Here is a 17,476-nt window from a genome sequence, read left to right on the forward strand (position 1 = left end):
ATTAAGTATTGAAGTTTACTTTGCAGGCAATATAAACCTCAATACGTCATTTAAATAAAGAATGAAAAAACAACTCGTTTTGGCCGGTTTACTGGCCCTGGTTAATTTAAGCTCCCAGGCACAAAGGCACCAATCGCAGCCTATGAAAAAGGCAGCTGGTTTAACCCAATATGTCGATCCGTACATCGGTACCGGTTTCCATGGTCACGTTTTTGTGGGTGCCAGTGTGCCATTCGGCGCGGTGCAGTTAGGCCCAACCAATATTTCTGAAGGCTGGGACTGGTGCTCAGGCTACCACATTTCTGACTCAACTATCATCGGCTTTCAGCATACTCACCTAAGTGGTACGGGTATTGGCGATTTAGGTGATATCTCTTTTATGCCAACAACCGGCCCGATCAATGTATACAAAGGAACAGTTAAAGATCAAAAGAGTGGTTACGTATCACTATTCAGCCATAAGGATGAGGTTGTGAAACCCGGTTACTATAAGGTTATACTCAAGAAATACGATATCGGCGTTGAACTTACCGCCAGTACCCGTGTTGGGATGCATAAATACACTTTCCCTGCAACAAAAGATGCTCACATCCTCGTCGATTTGCAGGAAGGCATAGGCTGGGACAGGCCAATGGAAACCTATATTAAACAGGTAGATCAAAATACCATTTGTGGTTATCGTTTTTCAAAAGGCTGGGCAAATGATCAACGTATTTATTTTACAGCGGTGTTTTCAAAGCCTATTAAAACATTTAATGTTTATGATAGTACCGCCAGCGCAAAAGGTACCGAGCTTAAAGGTGTAAAAGTAAAAGGTGTTATCAGCTTTGCTACCACCAAAGGCGAAGTTGTTTATGCTAAAGTTGGTATCTCACCGGTGAGCGCGAAGAATGCCCTGCTTAATATCGAAACTGAGATACCAGGATGGGATTTCAATAAAGTGGTTGCCGATGCTGATGCTGCCTGGAACAAACAGTTTCAGAAAATTGTGATCAAGGCCGATTCATTATCGCAGATGAAGAAGTTTTATACCGCTTTTTATCATACCATGATAGCGCCATCTATCTTTAACGATGTGAACGGCGAATACTGGGGAACCGATAAAAAAGTACACAAGAACGAAGGTTTCAACAACGTAACTACGTTTTCGTTATGGGATACCTACAGGTCAAATAACCCGCTGTCAACCATTATCCACCCGGAGCATGTGAACGATATGATCAACTCTATGCTGGCCATTTATCAGCAGCAGGGTAGTTTACCAGTTTGGCATTTAATGGCTAACGAAACCAATTGTATGGTGGGTTACAGCGCAGTACCGGTTGTTGCCGATGCTTTGTTAAAAGGTTACAAAGGCTTCGATGCTAATTTAGCATACGAGGCCATGAAAACCACAGCAATGGGCGATGATCGCGGTATCAAATACGTAAAAAAATACGGCTATATCCCGGCAGATAGCAGCCGCGAATCGGTTTCGATGGGCCTTGAATATGCCATTGACGATTGGAGCCTGGCGCAGGTAGCCAAAAAGTTGGGCAAAACTGAAGATTATGCTTATTTCAGCAAGCGTGGTGCCTACTACAAAAACTATTACGACGCGAAAGCAGGCTTTATGCGTGGCCGTTTATCGCAGGATGCATGGCGTACTCCGTATAGCCCATTCATTTCTATCCATGAAACCGGCGACTTTACCGAAGGTAACGGCTGGCAGTATACCTTCCTTGTTCCGCAGGATGTGGAAGGTTTGATAGATATGCTGGGCGGCGTTGATAAATTCAATACTAAGCTCGATTCGTTATTTATTGCGCAGGGCGATATGGGTAAATTTAAATCACCGGATGTGTCAGGTTTGATTGGTCAGTACGCTCACGGCAACGAGCCAAGCCACCCGATGAGTTATTACTACGCTTACTCAGGCAAACCATGGAAGACTGCCGAAAAGGTGAGGTTTATCCTGGATGATTTTTACACTGATAAACCGGATGGCATTATTGGTAACGAAGACGTAGGGCAGATGTCGGCCTGGTATGTGTTATCGGCGGTTGGTTTTTACCCTGTTAACCCGGCCAACGGTCTGTACGTATTCGGCAGCCCGGTAGTTAACGAGGCTACACTCCAATTGCAGGGGAATAAAAAATTTCATGTGGTGGTTAAAAATAATGGACCTAAAAACAAGTATATCCAGGCTATGACGCTTAACGGCGCTAACTATACCAAAACTTATATTAAACATACCGATGTAATGGCCGGTGGTGAACTGGTAATTACCATGGGCGACAAGCCTGGTACCGTTTGGGGTGTTGGTGATGCTAATAAGGCAGTTTCGGTGTTAAAGTAATTCCCCTGATGAAAGTACGCTTCCCCCATGTCATTGCGAGCGCAGCGCGGCAATCGCACGTAAGCAGAGCCGTTCTGTACGACCGCCCTGTATAGCATGCGATTGCTTCGTGCCTCGCAATGACATAATTATATCAATAAAAAAGGGATGCCCGTCGGGCATCCCTTTTTTATTAAAGAGACTTAAGGCAACAATCTAAAATATCCCGATAAGATAAATCCCTAATTAAAACTTAATCTCTCCTCCGCATGTTATCTCCACATGAACCGTCTCCTCAAAAAGCTCGAAAAAATTGGCCGCGACCCTAAGATCACCGCAAAGGCAGTAGGCCTGCGCTATGTGTCTGACTCATCTCCGGGGTATACCCGTAAAAAATCGGGTAAAGGCTGGAGCTATTATGATGCGGACGGCGCTTTGGTAAAAGATAAAGAGCTGATCACGAGGTTTAATAAACTGGTGATACCGCCGGCATATACCAACGTTTGGATCGCGCCCTACGAAAACGGTCACCTGCAATTTACAGGTACGGATGTTGCCGGCCGCAAGCAATACCGTTATCATACCCATTGGAACCAGATCCGGAACCAATCCAAATATCACAGGATGCAAACCTTTGCGGCGCACCTGCCTGCTATTCGTGAGCAGGTTGATAAAGATCTCGCACGGCGTAATCTTGACCATGAAAAGGTGGTGGCGCTTGTGGTAAGGCTAATGGAGCTTACCAGTATCAGGGTAGGGAATGAATCGTACAAAAAGCTTTATGGCTCATTCGGCTTAACAACCTTACAAAACAGGCATGTTAAAGTTGAGGGCTCGAGTTTGAGGTTTGAGTTTAAGGGTAAGAAGGGTGTGTTTCACAAAGTACAGTTACAAAGCCGCAAACTGGCCAGGTTGGTGAAGCAATGCAGGGATATCCCCGGTAAAGAGCTTTTTCAATATTACAACGAGGATGGTACCAGGTGCAGCGTTGGTTCGGGGGATATCAACAGTTACCTGCACGAAATTACCGGTGAAGATTTTACCGCCAAAGATTTCCGTACCTGGGCTGGCAGCGTAAGTGCGCTATATGCTTTTAAAGAGGCCGGAGAGTTTGACAGCATTACGGAGTGTAAAAAGAAGATAGTAAGTGTTTTGGATGAGGTGGCCATAAACCTTGGGAACACGCGTACTGTTTGTAAAAAGTACTACGTGCACCCATCGGTTATTAAAAGCTATGAGGAGGGAACCATTTTTAAATATATCAGCGGCCTTGATGAACGCGAAGATGTAAAAGCCGCCGAACTTAATATTGCTGAGAAAGCGTTACTCAACCTGCTGGAAACGGAAAAACTGGCCGAGGCCAGTTGAAGATTGATCATGTTTAAGGTTGCCTAAAAGAGTGGTTATTTCTATTTAATTATTGACTGATCTTATCGAAATAAAACTATTCACCTGATACAACCTGATCAATCAATTACTTTTTACGGGTTCCTATAATGAGTACACCGTCTTTAGCTTTATCGCCATATTTTTTTGTGGCATCATCGCCTTTTAGTATGGAAATGCTCTCTATTTTATCGGGATCAAGTTTTTTCAGTGCATCTATGGTGCTGTTTTTCCCATCTATCACAACAAAAGGGTCTTTATCGCCATTGGTTACAATGCTCATCCCATTCACCTTTATTGCTTTAACGTTTGCTTTTTTGCCGTAACCGGTAACAACAACATCACCGCCGTTTGCAACCACTGCATCATTGTCGGATGTTATAGAATAGGTGTACGATGTTGGTTTTGATTTTACCCCGTTAATGGTTACTGTACTGCTACCGCTGGCACTGGTGCTTGTTGAGTTGCGGCCTTTTACAACAACCACGTTTTTTACGTTTTTAACATCAACGTTTTTGTCGTCTGGCTTTAAAACAAAGCTGACGTCCTCATTCATTGGCAGCTCTTCTCCAGTCGCTTTATTAACAAGTACTGTTTTAATGCGCAGGTTTTTAGAAATGCTTTTATCACCCGGGCCTACAGCCATTACATTAATATTGTCATTGTCATTAAATACAGTATAGTTGCTTAGGCTTGAGCCAACCTTTTTAAAGGTAATGCTTGGTACGCTTTTTTCGAGCTCGTCCTTATTGGGGGCATCTTTAGTAATTATATAGGCCACTTTAACTGGCTTGTCCTCTTCAGTTTTTACAAACTTCCGTGCGTTGTCGCCTGTTAGTATATACATGTTTTCGATTTTTGTTGGGTCGAGGTTTTTACCGGTGGATACCACGCCATTTACAACAAATACCAATGAATCTCTGTTAATGTCGCTTATTATCCTGAGCTTTTTGCTGGTGTCATTTAGTGCGGCTAATGGAGCAGCAGGGGTAAGCGGAGCTAAGGCTAACTTTGGAAGCGCCACCGGTGCAGCAGCAATTGCAGCTTTAGGCGACTTTGTTTTTAAAGGTGCTTTTGGAGTTTTGGCAGTTTTGGCAGCTTGTTTAACATCTTCGTCGGGGTTGATGTTAATGATCCTGGCCAGCGGCTGTACTGCATTGGCAAGGGTGATCCTCACAGGTTTAGCAAAATCAGCTTTTGAAATGCTGAATACCAATAACAGGGCCATCACAGCCGGCACTACAAAAGCGTAGCGGGTGAGGTTAAGTTTCGACGATCTCTTCGCGTTCATCATGATTATCCGTTTTTTTATGGTTGAAATATTGAAATGGTTTACAATGCCGGGTTGGGTGTTGATAAGGCTCACGTTCACCAAACTGTACTGGTAAGTTTTACTGTCCACACCGTTTTTAAGGATCTTGCGATCAGTAATAAACTCGATGTTTTCCCTTACCGCTTTTTTGATAAGCCAGATACCGGGGTTAAACCAATAAAAAATACTGCTGAGTTCGGCTAACAAAATATCAGCAGTATGCCACTGGTTTACGTGTACCTGCTCATGCAGCAGGATTGATTTTAAATCCGCAGGTTCATGTTTGGCAGGGTTTACATAAATGCTTCGCCAAAAGGAAAATGGTGCGGCATCTTTGTCCATTACCCTAACCAAATGTTCGCCTATGTACTGAGGTTTGGAGTTTTTATACAATCGTAACAGGGATAAAAGCTGCAAGCCCAGGCGGATGAGCAGCAAGCCCGCACCCGTCCAGAAAATAATGCTCAGCCAGTACCAGTAATCAATAGCCTGGACGGGTTGATTCACCAGGTGTGCCGTCGATTGCCAATTGATGGCTACCTGTTCCATGGGTTTGGCCAGTTCTTTGTGCCGCTGCACAAAGGCCGAAAAGTTGATCTGTGGATAGATGCTCGCAAACAGAATAGCCGCAAGCAGATAGATCCGGTTAAGTGTATAAAAAGTAAGGTGCCTAAGTACAAGGTAATAGCCCGCACAAAACAATAACAGGGCTATGTTAACTTTTAATAAAAAAACAAATGTAGCCGGCATGATGGTAAGGTTTATTGTTTTTCAATGAGTTTAATGATCTCTTTCAGGTCTGTAGCGCTGATCTTCTTTTCGTTGGCAAAAAAGGTTACCAGATCTTTATAAGAGTTTTGAAAATAGTTGTTTACAAAGCCACTCATAAACCGCTTTTTATATTCCTCTTCCTGTATCGCGGGTAAGTAACGGAATGAGTTGCCCATTTTTTCGCTTTTCAAAAATCCTTTACGCTCCAGGTTTTTTATGGTTGAAGCAAGAGTAGTGTAGGGAGGCTTCGGTTCGGCCAGTTGATCTAAAAAATCCTTAATAAATCCAGGGCCCGACTGCCACACTGCCTGCATTGCTTCTTCTTCTTGCTGCGATAATTTTTCCATTGTATTTACGATTGTTTCGTAAATCTACGAACTATTCGTAGTTGTCCAAATTTATTTTAAGTTTTTAACAGAATTTAACAATCACCGGTTATAGGCCGGGTTAGATTTCAGGTGGGCTTTAAACAAACATTAATGGCTAAGTAAAAACTTCCTTACCCAGGTGCATAAGGTGCCGAAATAGGTATCTTGCCTGTTCAACAATCATCATTGACCGGCTTATGCCAATAAAAACAACAGTAATTACCGGTGCTACCTCCGGAATAGGAAAGGCAACTGCTATGGCACTTGCCGGGCAGGACCATGCAATTTACCTGCTGGTTCGTAATATTATTAAGGGCGAGGCAGTTAAACAGGAAATTGTTAACCATACACGTAATAAACATGTTTACGTTATAAAGTGCGACCTGGCCGATTTGCAAAGTATTAGTGAAGCTGCAGCTGAGCTTTCACAAAAGCTGCTGGCCATCAACATTCTTATTAATAATGCGGGGGCAGGTTTTAGTGAAAGGCTGGTAAGTAAAGATGGGTTTGAAATGACTTTTGCTACAAACCACCTCGGCCATTTTTTATTGACTACCCGCCTGATGCCTTTACTTGAACGCGGACAGGCGCGTATTATTAACGTAAGCTCCGAAGGGCATAAATTAGGGAAACCCAACTTTGATGATTTGCAGTCGGCTCAGAAATACTCATCCGTTAAAGCTTATGGTATGGCCAAACTTTTTAATGTTTATTTTGCCCGGTCGCTTGCACAAAAATTTGGCGATAAAGGGATCCTGGCGTTTTCTCTGCATCCTGGTGCTGTAAACAGCAGTTTTGCTGATAAACTTAAGGGCTTTGATAAAATAGTAATGAAACTGGCCCGGCCATTTATGATTACCTCCGAGCAGGGGGCCCAAACATCAATATACCTTGCCACAGCGCCTAACCTTGATAAGTTTAATGGCAGTTACTTTAAAAAGAAGAAGCCTGCTAAAACAGCTGCTATAGTGCAAGATGCTGCTGCACAGGAAAAACTCTGGCAAATAAGCGATAAATTGATCGGTAAATCAGTTGTTTAGGTTTTTGTGACTGTTTAGCAATCATGAATTTACCGTGAATAATTCAATCATTTGCCTGAAAATGTTGCAACATTAAAATCAATAAGTTAATTTAGATGACTTAAACATGACAATAATGCCTGTAAACAAAAAATTATTAGTTACGCTCGGCCTTCTATCTATAGTAGTGTTTGGAGCCATGACCACCAGCAAACCGCAGGATGAAGGGTTTAAAAACCTTAAAGTATTGCCAAAAAATATTTCGGGCGAGAACCTGCATAAGGTTATGGAAGACTGGGAGCATTCATTAGGAGTGCATTGTAATTTTTGCCATGCCCGTAATGAGGAAACTAAAAAGATGGATTGGGCAAGCGATGCTAAACCTGAAAAGGCAATGGCGCGCGACATGTATAAAATGATGAATAAAATTAACGAAAAGTATTTTCATGCTAAAAAAGACTCGTTAGGCATGATCATGCAAAGTGGCGTTAACTGTAATACTTGTCACCGCGGTACAGCTCACCCTGAAGTAATGGTACCAGACGGAAAAGGCCCCGGTGCTCCCGGAGTAGGTCCTGGTCCGGGTGGTCAGCCAGGTCCGCCCGCAGGTGAACCTGCTCCCGGCAGCCCTGCACCAACCAAGCCATAAATGATATGACTATTTATAAAGCAAAAATGCCTTTGGTAAAACCAAAGGCATTTTTGCTTTATAGAGCTGCTCGTTATCAATAAAAAAATATATCGTAAACTGCGCATTTAACTATTAGAAGTGTATTCCTTTTGGGAATAATTTTAAGTTGTGTTCATGAAAAATTCATGCTTTGTAACTATTTTTATACAAAAACAATATTCGTTGGTTGAGTGTAAAAATTATTGATTGTTGATTTATGATCGGCATTGTCATGTTATTTTATATAAAACTGATGAGTTGATTGTAACAACCTTTAATAACTATCACTATCATAATTAATATATGACTGCCGAGTTTAAAATCAAGCCACAGGAGCCGGCTAATACATCAACAAATTCCGGCGAATTAACCTGTCGGAACTGCAAAGGCCGTTTGAGCCGTATCAAGCGGAGCAGCTTTGCCAAATTCCTTTTGTTTGGTTTACCCTTCAAAAAATATATTTGTTATAAATGCTCGCGTAAAACCTACAGGTGGGTGTCTAATTAATAGTAAATATTCCTCACGTTTTTATAAGTATTTGCCATATAGTAAGTTTTTGGATAAATCAATTACATTTGTTTTATGCAGAAAATACTGGTTGCCAACCGTGGTGAAATAGCTTTACGAATCATGCGCTCGGCGCGTGAAATGGGTATCAAAACCGTTGCTGTTTATTCAGATGCGGATAGGGATGCCTTACATGTACGCTATGCCGATGAAGCTGTGAATATCGGCGAAGCCCCCTCCAGTCAATCCTATCTTGTTGGCGAAAAGATCATAGCTGCCTGTAAGCAAACCGGTGCCGAAGGAATACATCCCGGATATGGGTTTTTAAGTGAAAATGCTGGTTTTGCAAGGTTGGTTAAGCAGTCGGGACTTATCCTTATCGGCCCTTCTCCTGAAGCTATGGATATAATGGGTAATAAGTTATCTGCTAAGGCAGCTGCACTTAAATACAATATCCCAATGGTACCAGGTACAGAGGAAGCCATCACTGACATCAATGAGGCCAAAAAGCGTGCTATTGAAGTTGGTTTTCCTATATTGATCAAGGCGGCGGCAGGCGGCGGCGGTAAAGGTATGCGTATTGTAGAAGGTGTTGAAGATTTTGAAGAGCAGATGCAGCTGGCGGTATCAGAAGCCACATCTGCCTTTGGCGATGGTTCTGTTTTTATTGAGCGCTATGTTTCTTCTCCTAAGCATATCGAGATCCAGGTGCTCGGCGATACGCATGGTAATATCGTACACCTGTTTGAGCGCGACTGCTCGGTGCAGCGCCGTCATCAAAAAGTGGTTGAGGAAGCGCCGTCTGCAATATTAACGCCCGGGATCAGGGAAAAAATGGGGCGTTGTGCTGTTGATGTAGCGCGTTCTGTTAATTATACAGGAGCGGGTACGGTGGAGTTCATTATGGATGAAGCCCTTAATTTTTATTTTTTGGAAATGAATACCCGCCTGCAGGTTGAGCATCCTGTAACTGAAATGATAACAGGGATCGACCTGGTGAAGGAGCAGATCAAAATAGCAAGAGGGGAGGCCATCAGTTTTAAACAGGAGGATTTAACAATAATTGGCCATGCCGTTGAACTGCGGGTTTATGCCGAAGACCCTGCCAATAACTTTTTACCCGATATTGGCACCCTGCAAACTTATATTACGCCTCAGGGCCCTGGGGTGCGTGTGGATGATGGCTTTGAACAAGGTATGGAAATCCCGATTTATTATGATCCGATGATAGCCAAATTAATAACTTATGCCGATACGCGTGCTGAGGCTATTGCGCGCATGATAAGGGCCATTGATGAATATAAGATCACAGGCATTACAACTACCTTGGGTTTTGGGCGTTTTGTGATGCAGCATGATGCTTTTACTTCAGGTAATTTTGATACCCATTTTGTAAAAAAGTATTTTACGCCCGAAGTGCTGCAGGAAAACAATGAAGATGAGGCAATGGTGGCAGCAATGGTGATGGAGCAGCTCCTGAGCAAAAAAAAGGTTTCGATCAACACACCCGCTGAAGGAGGCAGTTCAAGTAATTGGATAAAAAACAGGAAACTGATTTAAATATCATTTAATGCTGCCAGTTCATCTATTAAGGCTGCCTGAGCTGGATTGATCTTTATTTTTGCAACTGTTATATCAAACCATTCAGCACGATCAACTTCATCAAAAGTTTGTTTTTTGCCCGAGCGGGGCGGCCATTCTATTTCAAATGTATTGCTCCTGATCTTCTCCGGATCTATGTTGCCTTCAACTGCCCAGGCCAAAACGGTTTTTCCCCCTTTTTGTTTAATAGGGCTTAGCGCTGTAAAGTTCCCCGATATCTCATGCCCGGTTTCTTCCTGAAATTCACGTTTCGCCGCAACGAGTGCATCCTCATCGCTAAGGTACTCGCCTTTGGGCACCGACCATGAGCCATCGTCCTTGTTTTTGAAGAAAGGCCCGCCCGGATGCACAAGAAATACCTGTAATCCATCGGGTGCCTTGCGGTACAACAGGATTCCGGCGCTTTGTTTTGACATGTTTAAGATTTAAAGGCAAGTTAATGAAAGCCTTAATTATAATTGTTATTTTTGATTAAAACACCCAAACCGATATACAATTCTTATGGCAGACGACAGATGGAGCAAATTTAAGGTGACAGCTGATGTTGACACTGATGTGCGCACTATGTATGAAGCATGGGCCACACCCGAAGGCCTGGAAACATGGTTTTTACGCAAAGCAGATTTTTTTGCCATAGCCGGACGTCAGCGCGAACCGCAGGAGTTTATTAAAAAAGAGGATACTTATACCTGGTATTGGCATGGGTACGATGATACTATTATTGAAAATGGACAGGTGTTAGATGCAAACGGGGCCGACTTTTTGAAATTTACCTTCACGGGCGGCACTGTAGTTAGTGTTTCTTTAACCTGTAAGTTAGGCGTTGTTATTGTTGAGCTGGTACAGGAAAATATCCCTGAGGAAACCGACCCTGAAAAGAACCTTTATGTACAATGCCAGCTCGGCTGGACGTTTTATCTCGCTAACCTGAAATCAGTACTGGAAGGCGGCAAGGATCTCCGCAATAAGCGTAAAGATTTATTCTCGAGTTTCAAATAATTTCATTTCCTGCTGACAAACCATACTATAAAATATTTTAGCTTTGGTGCCAATCAAAATAGCCCCATCAATGGGCCGGGAGGTATATGTTTACAGGAATTATAGAAACTTTGGGTAAGATCACCGATCTGCAACAGGAAAAAGGCAACCTTAATATTACTGTCGAGTCGGCTATATCGCATGAACTTAAGATTGATCAGTCAGTAGCGCACAATGGCGTTTGCCTCACGGTTGTTGCATTAGCTGATGGTTTGCATGTTGTTACGGCCATTGAAGAAACGCTTAATAAAACCAATCTTTCCCAGCTCAAAGTAGGCGAGCCGGTAAACCTGGAACGCTGCATGCAGATGAATGCAAGGCTTGACGGGCATATTGTACAGGGCCATGTTGACCAGGTAGCTATTTGTACCGCTTTTAAAGAGCTTGACGGTAGTTGGGAGTATACTTTTGAATACGATATATCAAGCGGTAACGTAACGGTCGAAAAAGGTTCTATCTGCGTAAATGGTATCAGCCTTACTGTGGTTAACTCACACGCCAACGGTTTTTCTGTAGCCATTATTCCATACACATTTGAGCATACCAACCTGCACAATGTGAAGGTTGGCAGCCAGGTTAACCTTGAGTTTGATATCATTGGCAAATATGTTGCCCGGTTAATGCAACGCTAAATCCCTAATGATTTAATTCGCTCTTTGGAGTACGCTATGTAAGTTTTCTGAGAGTCCTTTGGTTTACTTGCCAGGTATTTTTTATAGTATTTTATGGCTATTGCTTTGTTTTTTAGCTCGGTATCATAAAGGGTGGCAAGTGCATAGTAAGTAATTGGATCGGGTTTATAAAGTAAACTTTTCTGGTAGGCTTCAACGGCGCTTTTCAATTGGTGCAGGCGGTCGTACGAGTCGCCTTTTTCGCTGTAGTAGGAACTTACCCCGGTCGATATTGCTTCTTCAATGGCTTTGTCTAAATAAGTAATCGCTTTTGTATTGTTATGTAAGGCTTTGTAGCTCATAGCCGTGTAGTAATACGAAGCCTCGGTGCCGGTATTGCCGTCTTCTAATATTTTGAAGGTTTTGATACAATCAGGATAGTTGGCAGTCATGTAATAGGAGGTAGCCAGCATAGATACGATACTGCCAGCCTGTTCGCCGGCATCCATCAGTTTTTTTGTAATGGTAATGGTTACCGGGTATCTTTTTAATGCGTATGATGCCTGGGCTTTTCCTTTCAGGAGCAGCAAGTTGGCTGTATCAGCAACAAGCGCTTTGTCAATTATATTTTCGGCATTGCCATATAGTTTGAGGTTGATGTAAAAGGAAGATAGGTCATACGCCACATCGGGATTAAGCGGATTAATTTTGTTAGCCTTTTGCAGATATACAATACTACCTTCTATATCGCCTAAATTTTGAGACAGATCTGCCAGTTGCTTGTATACATCAAAATTGGTTGTATCCTTCAGGAGGATCTTTTTTGCGTATGTCAGCGCCTTTTTATTATTACCACGCCTTTTAACTATCTCACTCATGTTATACAGATTAGTGAGGCTGGTGGTATCAGTTTCATAAATACGCTGGTAATAATTTTCTGCATCGGGAAGGCGTGAAGCCATTTTTGAGGTATAGGCCAGTTTGGCCAATACCTTAACATCAGTAACAGGTTCAGGATATGTTTTTTTAAGATAATCGGCAGCATCTGCAAAGCGCTGGTTTTGGTAATAATCAAGTAGGAGCGAATCATTTGCAGCTTGCTGAGCGCGTAATTGCAATACTGATAAGGAAAGGAATAGGAGTAAACAGAGCTTTTTCATAACTAAATATTTAGTTTAACTAAATTATTAGTTATGGGGCGTAATTCCAAATCTGAAACAATTTTTTATTAGTGTGGTTAGGTTTATATAGTAATAATTAAAACCACACATTATGGATAAGTTAAAGAAGTTTGGACTGATGGAAAAAATTGTCCATGAATTGGAAGACCTGAAAAATAGCCAGCAGGCTATCATCACCAAATTGGCTAAAATAGAAGTTGATAATATTGATCTCGGTGATAAACGCCTTGAAAAGGACTTGCCCGATATGCACCAGCGTGTATCAGAAAACCTGGATACAATTGCAGCCATTCTTGAGGATTTTGCCAATCAAACCGCAAGCTACAGCGACAACAACAATATAGCAGCCCTGAAAGAGCAGGAAGCTTTAGGAAAATAAGTTATAAAAAGGAAGCTTTTTAAAACGTCATTGCGAGGTACGAAGCAATCCCAAACTATACAGAGTTGCTCTGCTAATTGGGGATTGCTTCGTACCTCGCAATGACGTTTTTGTATATAATATTTATTTACTGATACTGAATGTAAATAGGAGCAGGCTTTAAGCTTAATACTTCTTTCGGGGTAAGCATCCGGTGCGGCTCATTCTTTATATCGTTTTTATAAAAAAGCTTAAATCCTGTAAACTGAACGGGTTCTTCAGAAATGAAATATTTATAAGTGCCTCTTTTGAGTTCCGGACCGCCCCATCCATCCATATCCATAACCACCTGCACTTCGGGCCTTAGTTTAATATCTTTATAATTGGTCACCATACGTTTTGTAAAACGGTGAACAACAAATATTTTCGGTGGCAGGTCATTCTTTTTTACCAATTTGGCTAAGTAGCCAGTTACGTAATTGATATCATCGGCATCAAAGGTGCCTATGCGTTTGCCGGGTACACTGCCTTCTTTCATAGAAAACTCGGGGTCGATACCTAAATGAACATTGGGCATCTTCATATATTTTTCTAATAAAGGCAATTCGGTTTGTACTGTGCTGAAGCCAACCTGTATATCTAAAAATACAAGGGCATTAACGCTTTTTGCCCAACTGATCACGGTATCTATCTGGCTAAAGGGCATCCGCAGGTTATGTAAACCGTTGCGACCGGCATCAGCCTGGGCCGTAACACATATATAATGTAAGGCTGGTACTACGTTGGTAGCAGTATCGGCTTTCTCCCAGTTTTTAACCTCTTCCTTCAATTTATTAAGCATGGTTTTGCGCGGGTATTGACCGAGCACGCCCATGTTTTTTGAATAAAGGTTGCCGTAAAAAGCCACGATCCGGTTAAATGGCAATATAGCGCCAGGAAGGGGATAATCTTTGCTTTTTACGGGCCAGCGTCCGCTTTTGTCGCCGTTGGCCAGTTTTTTCATCAACGAATCGTACTTTAAAGTATCCAGCATTGATGTTTTTGCAGAAGTATCCCGGAAATGTTTGCGGGTTGTAGCACAGGCCGTATTGGTTACGGCGATAAAAATTAACAGGGCTAAAGCAGATCTTGTCCTTTTCAAATTTTAATATTTTCGGGTTGATGAGCAATATCCGTGCCTATTCAATGCTCTTGCCTTTCATGGCGGTGCTTATTGCCTGATCCATCAATCGTTCGGCAAACGGACGGGTAAACTCGTTAACTTCGTCAATGTTTTTTAAGATCAGGTCTTTATCACCGCTGGTTAAAGCTTCTTTCAATTTAGCAAGCAGTTTGGTGGTATCGCTTATTTCGGTGATAGAAACGTAGCTGGCGTTCTTTTTCAAGAAGCCTTCAACCGTATAAACCATCTGTTCGCCTTCGGTACGTGCCTCAATAAGCATACGCTGGCTTACATCGTCTTTGGCATGAGTGATGCTGTCCATCAGCATTTGTTCCACCTGTTCGTCCGTAATACCATAAGTTGGTTTTACTTCAACTTCCTGTTTTACACCAGAGCGTAGTTCAATGGCCTGTACGGTAAGGATCCCATCTGCATTCAACAGGAAATTGATGTCAACTTTAGGAAAGCCGGCCGGCATCGAAGGAATGCCTTTCAAATCAAATTCGGCCAGTTTACGGTTTTCTTTGATCAGGTCACGTTCGCCCTGGTAAACCGAAATTTTCATATTTACCTGTCCATCTATTGATGTAGTATATTGCCTGCCGCCTTTGGTAGGAACTTTTGAATTACGGGGGATGATCACATCCATCAGGCCACCCATGGTTTCAATACCTAAGGATAGCGGGGTAACATCAAGCAACAATATATCTTTACGGTTACCGGCTAAAATATCGGCCTGTATAGCGGCACCCAAAGCAACTACCTCATCAGGGTTTACGTCGTCATGCACCGGGCGACCGAAAAACTCGGCAACCTTACGCTTAACCAGGGCAGTACGCGTTGAGCCGCCCACCATAACTACTTCGTCAATCTGGTCGATGGTTAATTGAGCATCTTTAAGCGCGTTTTGGCAGCTAGTGATGGTTTGATGTACTTTAGGTAGTATTAATTCTTCAAAAGTAGTACGGTCAAGCGTACACCATATGTCGCCTATTTTATCGTTCACAAGGCTTTGATGACTGAATGCTTTCTTGGCTTCTTCGGCTTTAAGGCGCAGTTGTTGTGCCAGCTCGGTATTGGCAAGTACTTCGGCCTTGTTAAGCTGGTTTTTCTCAATCCAGTAGTCAACAATTATGCGGTCAAAGTCATCACCGCCTAAAAAGGTATCGCCGTTGGTTGAAAGCACTTCAAAAATGCCGTTCTGGATTTGCAGTATCGATACATCAAATGTACCGCCGCCAAGGTCATAAACCGCAATGGTTTTTGTTTCTTCGGGGTTTAAACCTATACCATAAGCCAAACTTGCTGCTGTTGGCTCGTTAACTATCCGTAAAACATCAAGTCCGGCAAGTTTGCCGGCATCCCTTGTTGCCTGGCGCTGCGAATCATTAAAGTACGCAGGCACAGTGATCACAGCACGGTTAACCGGAGTTTTAAGGGCATGCTCGGCACGGGCCTTAAGTTCTTTCAATATCTGGGCCGATAACTCGATAGGAGTGTAAAATTTATCGCCTACTTTAATTTTAACCAGGCTTTCGGTATCGTCGTCAATTACCTTGTAGCTAAAAAAGTCTTTATAGTTTTCAATATCGTGGTAACTGCGGCCCAATAAACGTTTAACCGAAAATATGGTGTTTTGCGGATCGGTTATCAGAAACTCTTTTGCCTCGTTACCAACTAATACATCGTCTGTACTGCCAAAATGCACTACAGATGGCACCAGTACGCCCTTGCCGGCATCATTAATTACCTGCGGGTTTTTATCGGGGTTGATAAATGCTACCAGCGAATTGGTAGTACCCAGATCAATACCTACAATGATCTCTTCTTTTTGTAATGAGCCTGTTGCCAGGTTGATAGAAACTTTAGCCATTATATTAAGTTAACAGAGGGCAAATGTACTTAGTTTTAAGCGATGCATTGTCGTTTTTAATTCAGTTTTGTTACAAATATGTGGCGGGTTATTTCATTGTGCTGACAAACAAATGCTGCTTAATTCATCTTTTTATAAAAAAATAATATCATATGGAAAAGCGTGAATTAGGCAAATCCGAACTATCTGCAGCGCCACTGGTTTTTGGTGGTAACGTTTTCGGCTGGACAGTTAAAGGCAATGATACTGCTGTTTTACTGGATGCGTTTTTAGATGCCGGTTTTAATACAATTGATACTGCCGACGTATACTCCCGTTGGGTTGAGGGTAATAAAGGGGGAGAATCTGAAACAGAAATAGGTAACTGGTTAAAGCAAAGCGGCAAGCGCGATCAGGTGATCATTGCTACCAAAGTAGGTTCGGAAATGGATTCGGCAAGGAAGGGTTTGAAAAAGGATTATATTATTAAAGCTGCCGAAGATTCATTAAAAAGGTTGCAGACCGATTACATAGACCTGTACCAAACTCACTTTGATGATCCGTCAACGCCGGTTGAAGAAACCCTGCGCGCTTACGATCAGTTAGTGCAGGATGGAAAGGTGCGTGCTATCGGAACATCAAACATGTCTGTTGAGCGTTTACATGAATCGTTAAAGGTGAGTGTTGAAAAAGGGTTGATCTCCTACCAAACCCTGCAACCGGAGTATAACCTGTTTGACAGGGAGAAGTATGAAACTACTTATGAACCGTTTCTTAAGGATAAGAACATTGGCGTTATCAGCTACTTTTCATTAGCAAGCGGTTTTTTAAGCGGTAAATATCGTTCAGAAGCTGATTTGCAGGGAAGCAGCCGGGCCGGTATGGTTAAGAAATACCTTAATGAGCGTGGCTTTAGGATATTGAAAGCGCTTGATGATGCAGCTGCTCAATATAACGTTAGTCAATCGGCAGTTGCCTTGGCCTGGTTAATTGCAAGGCCAAGTGTTACGGCACCCATAGTAAGTGCTACCAATATTGACCAGCTTAAGGAATTTACACAAGCGGCCAACTTAAAACTGAGTGATGAAGCCATCGAAGCACTCAATACCGCCAGCGCTTATTAAATATCCGCTTATGATTTTAACAGCACACTTTTCAAATGAAGGGTGTGCTGCTTGTTTTTAGCTGCCCGGCTTACAAGAGAAACCCTGATTTTCATTGCTTAATAATTACATCGTTTTTGTTATTTAATTATTAAATAACAATAGCTGTTTTTTTGCTTTTTTTAAACACTAAAGTTTTAAAGATTTCCTGAAAAATAC

Annotated in this window: 15 protein-coding genes; 9 read left to right on the forward strand and 6 right to left on the reverse strand. The window is 42.3% G+C overall.

What is annotated here, in order from left to right; all coding sequences use genetic code 11:
- Positions 1 to 61 precede the first annotated feature (61 nt).
- A complete protein-coding gene (locus MTO98_RS12755; protein WP_243487037.1) occupies positions 62 to 2,338 on the forward strand; it encodes a GH92 family glycosyl hydrolase in 2,277 nt (758 codons plus the stop codon).
- Between the two features lie 261 nt (positions 2,339 to 2,599).
- Complete coding sequence (locus tag MTO98_RS12760; protein WP_243487038.1) at positions 2,600 to 3,685, forward strand: DNA topoisomerase IB; 1,086 nt, start codon at positions 2,600 to 2,602, stop codon at positions 3,683 to 3,685.
- Between the two features lie 106 nt (positions 3,686 to 3,791).
- On the opposite strand, the gene MTO98_RS12765 is transcribed toward MTO98_RS12760, so the two are convergent.
- Both MTO98_RS12765 and MTO98_RS12770 read right to left on the reverse strand, forming a co-directional pair.
- Complete coding sequence (locus tag MTO98_RS12765; protein ID WP_243487039.1) at positions 3,792 to 5,765, reverse strand: M56 family metallopeptidase; 1,974 nt, start codon at positions 5,763 to 5,765, stop codon at positions 3,792 to 3,794.
- An 11-nt stretch (positions 5,766 to 5,776) separates the two neighbouring features.
- Complete coding sequence (locus MTO98_RS12770) at positions 5,777 to 6,133, reverse strand: BlaI/MecI/CopY family transcriptional regulator (RefSeq protein ID WP_243487040.1); 357 nt, start codon at positions 6,131 to 6,133, stop codon at positions 5,777 to 5,779.
- Between the two features lie 218 nt (positions 6,134 to 6,351).
- On the opposite strand from MTO98_RS12770, the gene MTO98_RS12775 reads away from it, so the two are divergent.
- The 3 genes from MTO98_RS12775 (at position 6,352) to accC (ending at position 9,910) form a co-directional block, all read left to right on the forward strand.
- Positions 6,352 to 7,194: an SDR family oxidoreductase gene (locus MTO98_RS12775; protein WP_243487041.1), complete on the forward strand. Its 843-nt coding sequence runs from the start codon at positions 6,352 to 6,354 to the stop codon at positions 7,192 to 7,194.
- Positions 7,195 to 7,309: 115 nt separating this feature from the next.
- A complete protein-coding gene (locus MTO98_RS12780; protein ID WP_243487042.1) occupies positions 7,310 to 7,822 on the forward strand; it encodes a c-type cytochrome in 513 nt (170 codons plus the stop codon).
- A 603-nt stretch (positions 7,823 to 8,425) separates the two neighbouring features.
- Positions 8,426 to 9,910: an acetyl-CoA carboxylase biotin carboxylase subunit gene (gene accC, locus MTO98_RS12785; RefSeq protein WP_243487043.1), complete on the forward strand. Its 1,485-nt coding sequence runs from the start codon at positions 8,426 to 8,428 to the stop codon at positions 9,908 to 9,910.
- Here the strand turns inward: accC and MTO98_RS12790 are convergent.
- Positions 9,907 to 10,368, reverse strand: a complete 462-nt coding sequence (locus MTO98_RS12790; RefSeq protein WP_243487044.1) for an NUDIX domain-containing protein — start codon at positions 10,366 to 10,368, stop codon at positions 9,907 to 9,909. The two genes, accC and MTO98_RS12790, sit on opposite strands and share 4 nt — an antisense overlap.
- An 85-nt stretch (positions 10,369 to 10,453) precedes the next feature.
- On the opposite strand from MTO98_RS12790, the gene MTO98_RS12795 reads away from it, so the two are divergent.
- Both MTO98_RS12795 and MTO98_RS12800 read left to right on the forward strand, forming a co-directional pair.
- A complete protein-coding gene (locus tag MTO98_RS12795; protein WP_243487045.1) occupies positions 10,454 to 10,951 on the forward strand; it encodes an SRPBCC domain-containing protein in 498 nt (165 codons plus the stop codon).
- Between the two features lie 86 nt (positions 10,952 to 11,037).
- Entirely contained in the window at positions 11,038 to 11,622 is a 585-nt protein-coding gene (locus MTO98_RS12800; RefSeq protein ID WP_243487046.1) for a riboflavin synthase, read from the forward strand.
- Here the strand turns inward: MTO98_RS12800 and MTO98_RS12805 are convergent.
- Positions 11,619 to 12,761 (reverse strand): hypothetical protein, encoded by a 1,143-nt coding sequence (locus MTO98_RS12805; RefSeq protein ID WP_243487047.1) that lies wholly within the window; start codon positions 12,759 to 12,761, stop codon positions 11,619 to 11,621. The genes MTO98_RS12800 and MTO98_RS12805 overlap by 4 nt on opposite strands.
- 112 nt (positions 12,762 to 12,873) lie before the next feature.
- On the opposite strand from MTO98_RS12805, the gene MTO98_RS12810 reads away from it, so the two are divergent.
- Entirely contained in the window at positions 12,874 to 13,161 is a 288-nt protein-coding gene (locus MTO98_RS12810) for a hypothetical protein (protein WP_243487048.1), read from the forward strand.
- A 127-nt stretch (positions 13,162 to 13,288) separates the two neighbouring features.
- Here the strand turns inward: MTO98_RS12810 and MTO98_RS12815 are convergent, their stop codons facing one another.
- Together MTO98_RS12815 and hscA are read right to left on the reverse strand one after the other, a co-directional pair.
- Positions 13,289 to 14,281 carry a hypothetical protein gene (locus MTO98_RS12815; RefSeq protein ID WP_243487049.1) on the reverse strand — a complete coding sequence of 331 codons (993 nt, stop codon included), beginning with the start codon at positions 14,279 to 14,281 and terminating at the stop codon, positions 13,289 to 13,291.
- A 37-nt stretch (positions 14,282 to 14,318) separates the two neighbouring features.
- The gene (hscA, locus tag MTO98_RS12820) at positions 14,319 to 16,175 is read right to left on the reverse strand and encodes a Fe-S protein assembly chaperone HscA (RefSeq protein WP_243487050.1); all 1,857 of its coding nucleotides are present in this window, start codon (positions 16,173 to 16,175) and stop codon (positions 14,319 to 14,321) included.
- 152 nt (positions 16,176 to 16,327) lie between these two features.
- On the opposite strand from hscA, the gene MTO98_RS12825 reads away from it, so the two are divergent.
- Positions 16,328 to 17,278, forward strand: a complete 951-nt coding sequence (locus MTO98_RS12825; RefSeq protein WP_243487051.1) for an aldo/keto reductase — start codon at positions 16,328 to 16,330, stop codon at positions 17,276 to 17,278.
- The last annotated feature ends 198 nt before the right edge of the window (positions 17,279 to 17,476 follow it).

It is taken from the genome of Mucilaginibacter sp. SMC90, assembly GCF_022811725.1.
Classification (GTDB): Bacteria; Bacteroidota; Bacteroidia; order Sphingobacteriales; family Sphingobacteriaceae; genus Mucilaginibacter.

Excerpts from the sequence above, each read along its gene's own strand:
- MTO98_RS12755 (WP_243487037.1), top strand. The coding sequence starts at position 62 with ATGAAAAAACAACTCGTTTTGGCCGGTTTACTGGCCCTGGTTAATTTA.
- MTO98_RS12760 (WP_243487038.1), top strand. The coding sequence starts at position 2,600 with ATGAACCGTCTCCTCAAAAAGCTCGAAAAAATTGGCCGCGACCCTAAG.
- MTO98_RS12765 (WP_243487039.1), bottom strand. The coding sequence starts at position 5,765 with ATGCCGGCTACATTTGTTTTTTTATTAAAAGTTAACATAGCCCTGTTA.
- MTO98_RS12770 (WP_243487040.1), bottom strand. The coding sequence starts at position 6,133 with ATGGAAAAATTATCGCAGCAAGAAGAAGAAGCAATGCAGGCAGTGTGG.
- MTO98_RS12775 (WP_243487041.1), top strand. The coding sequence starts at position 6,352 with ATGCCAATAAAAACAACAGTAATTACCGGTGCTACCTCCGGAATAGGA.
- MTO98_RS12780 (WP_243487042.1), top strand. The coding sequence starts at position 7,310 with ATGCCTGTAAACAAAAAATTATTAGTTACGCTCGGCCTTCTATCTATA.
- accC (WP_243487043.1), top strand. The coding sequence starts at position 8,426 with ATGCAGAAAATACTGGTTGCCAACCGTGGTGAAATAGCTTTACGAATC.
- MTO98_RS12790 (WP_243487044.1), bottom strand. The coding sequence starts at position 10,368 with ATGTCAAAACAAAGCGCCGGAATCCTGTTGTACCGCAAGGCACCCGAT.
- MTO98_RS12795 (WP_243487045.1), top strand. The coding sequence starts at position 10,454 with ATGGCAGACGACAGATGGAGCAAATTTAAGGTGACAGCTGATGTTGAC.
- MTO98_RS12800 (WP_243487046.1), top strand. The coding sequence starts at position 11,038 with ATGTTTACAGGAATTATAGAAACTTTGGGTAAGATCACCGATCTGCAA.
- MTO98_RS12805 (WP_243487047.1), bottom strand. The coding sequence starts at position 12,761 with ATGAAAAAGCTCTGTTTACTCCTATTCCTTTCCTTATCAGTATTGCAA.
- MTO98_RS12810 (WP_243487048.1), top strand. The coding sequence starts at position 12,874 with ATGGATAAGTTAAAGAAGTTTGGACTGATGGAAAAAATTGTCCATGAA.
- hscA (WP_243487050.1), bottom strand. The coding sequence starts at position 16,175 with ATGGCTAAAGTTTCTATCAACCTGGCAACAGGCTCATTACAAAAAGAA.
- MTO98_RS12825 (WP_243487051.1), top strand. The coding sequence starts at position 16,328 with ATGGAAAAGCGTGAATTAGGCAAATCCGAACTATCTGCAGCGCCACTG.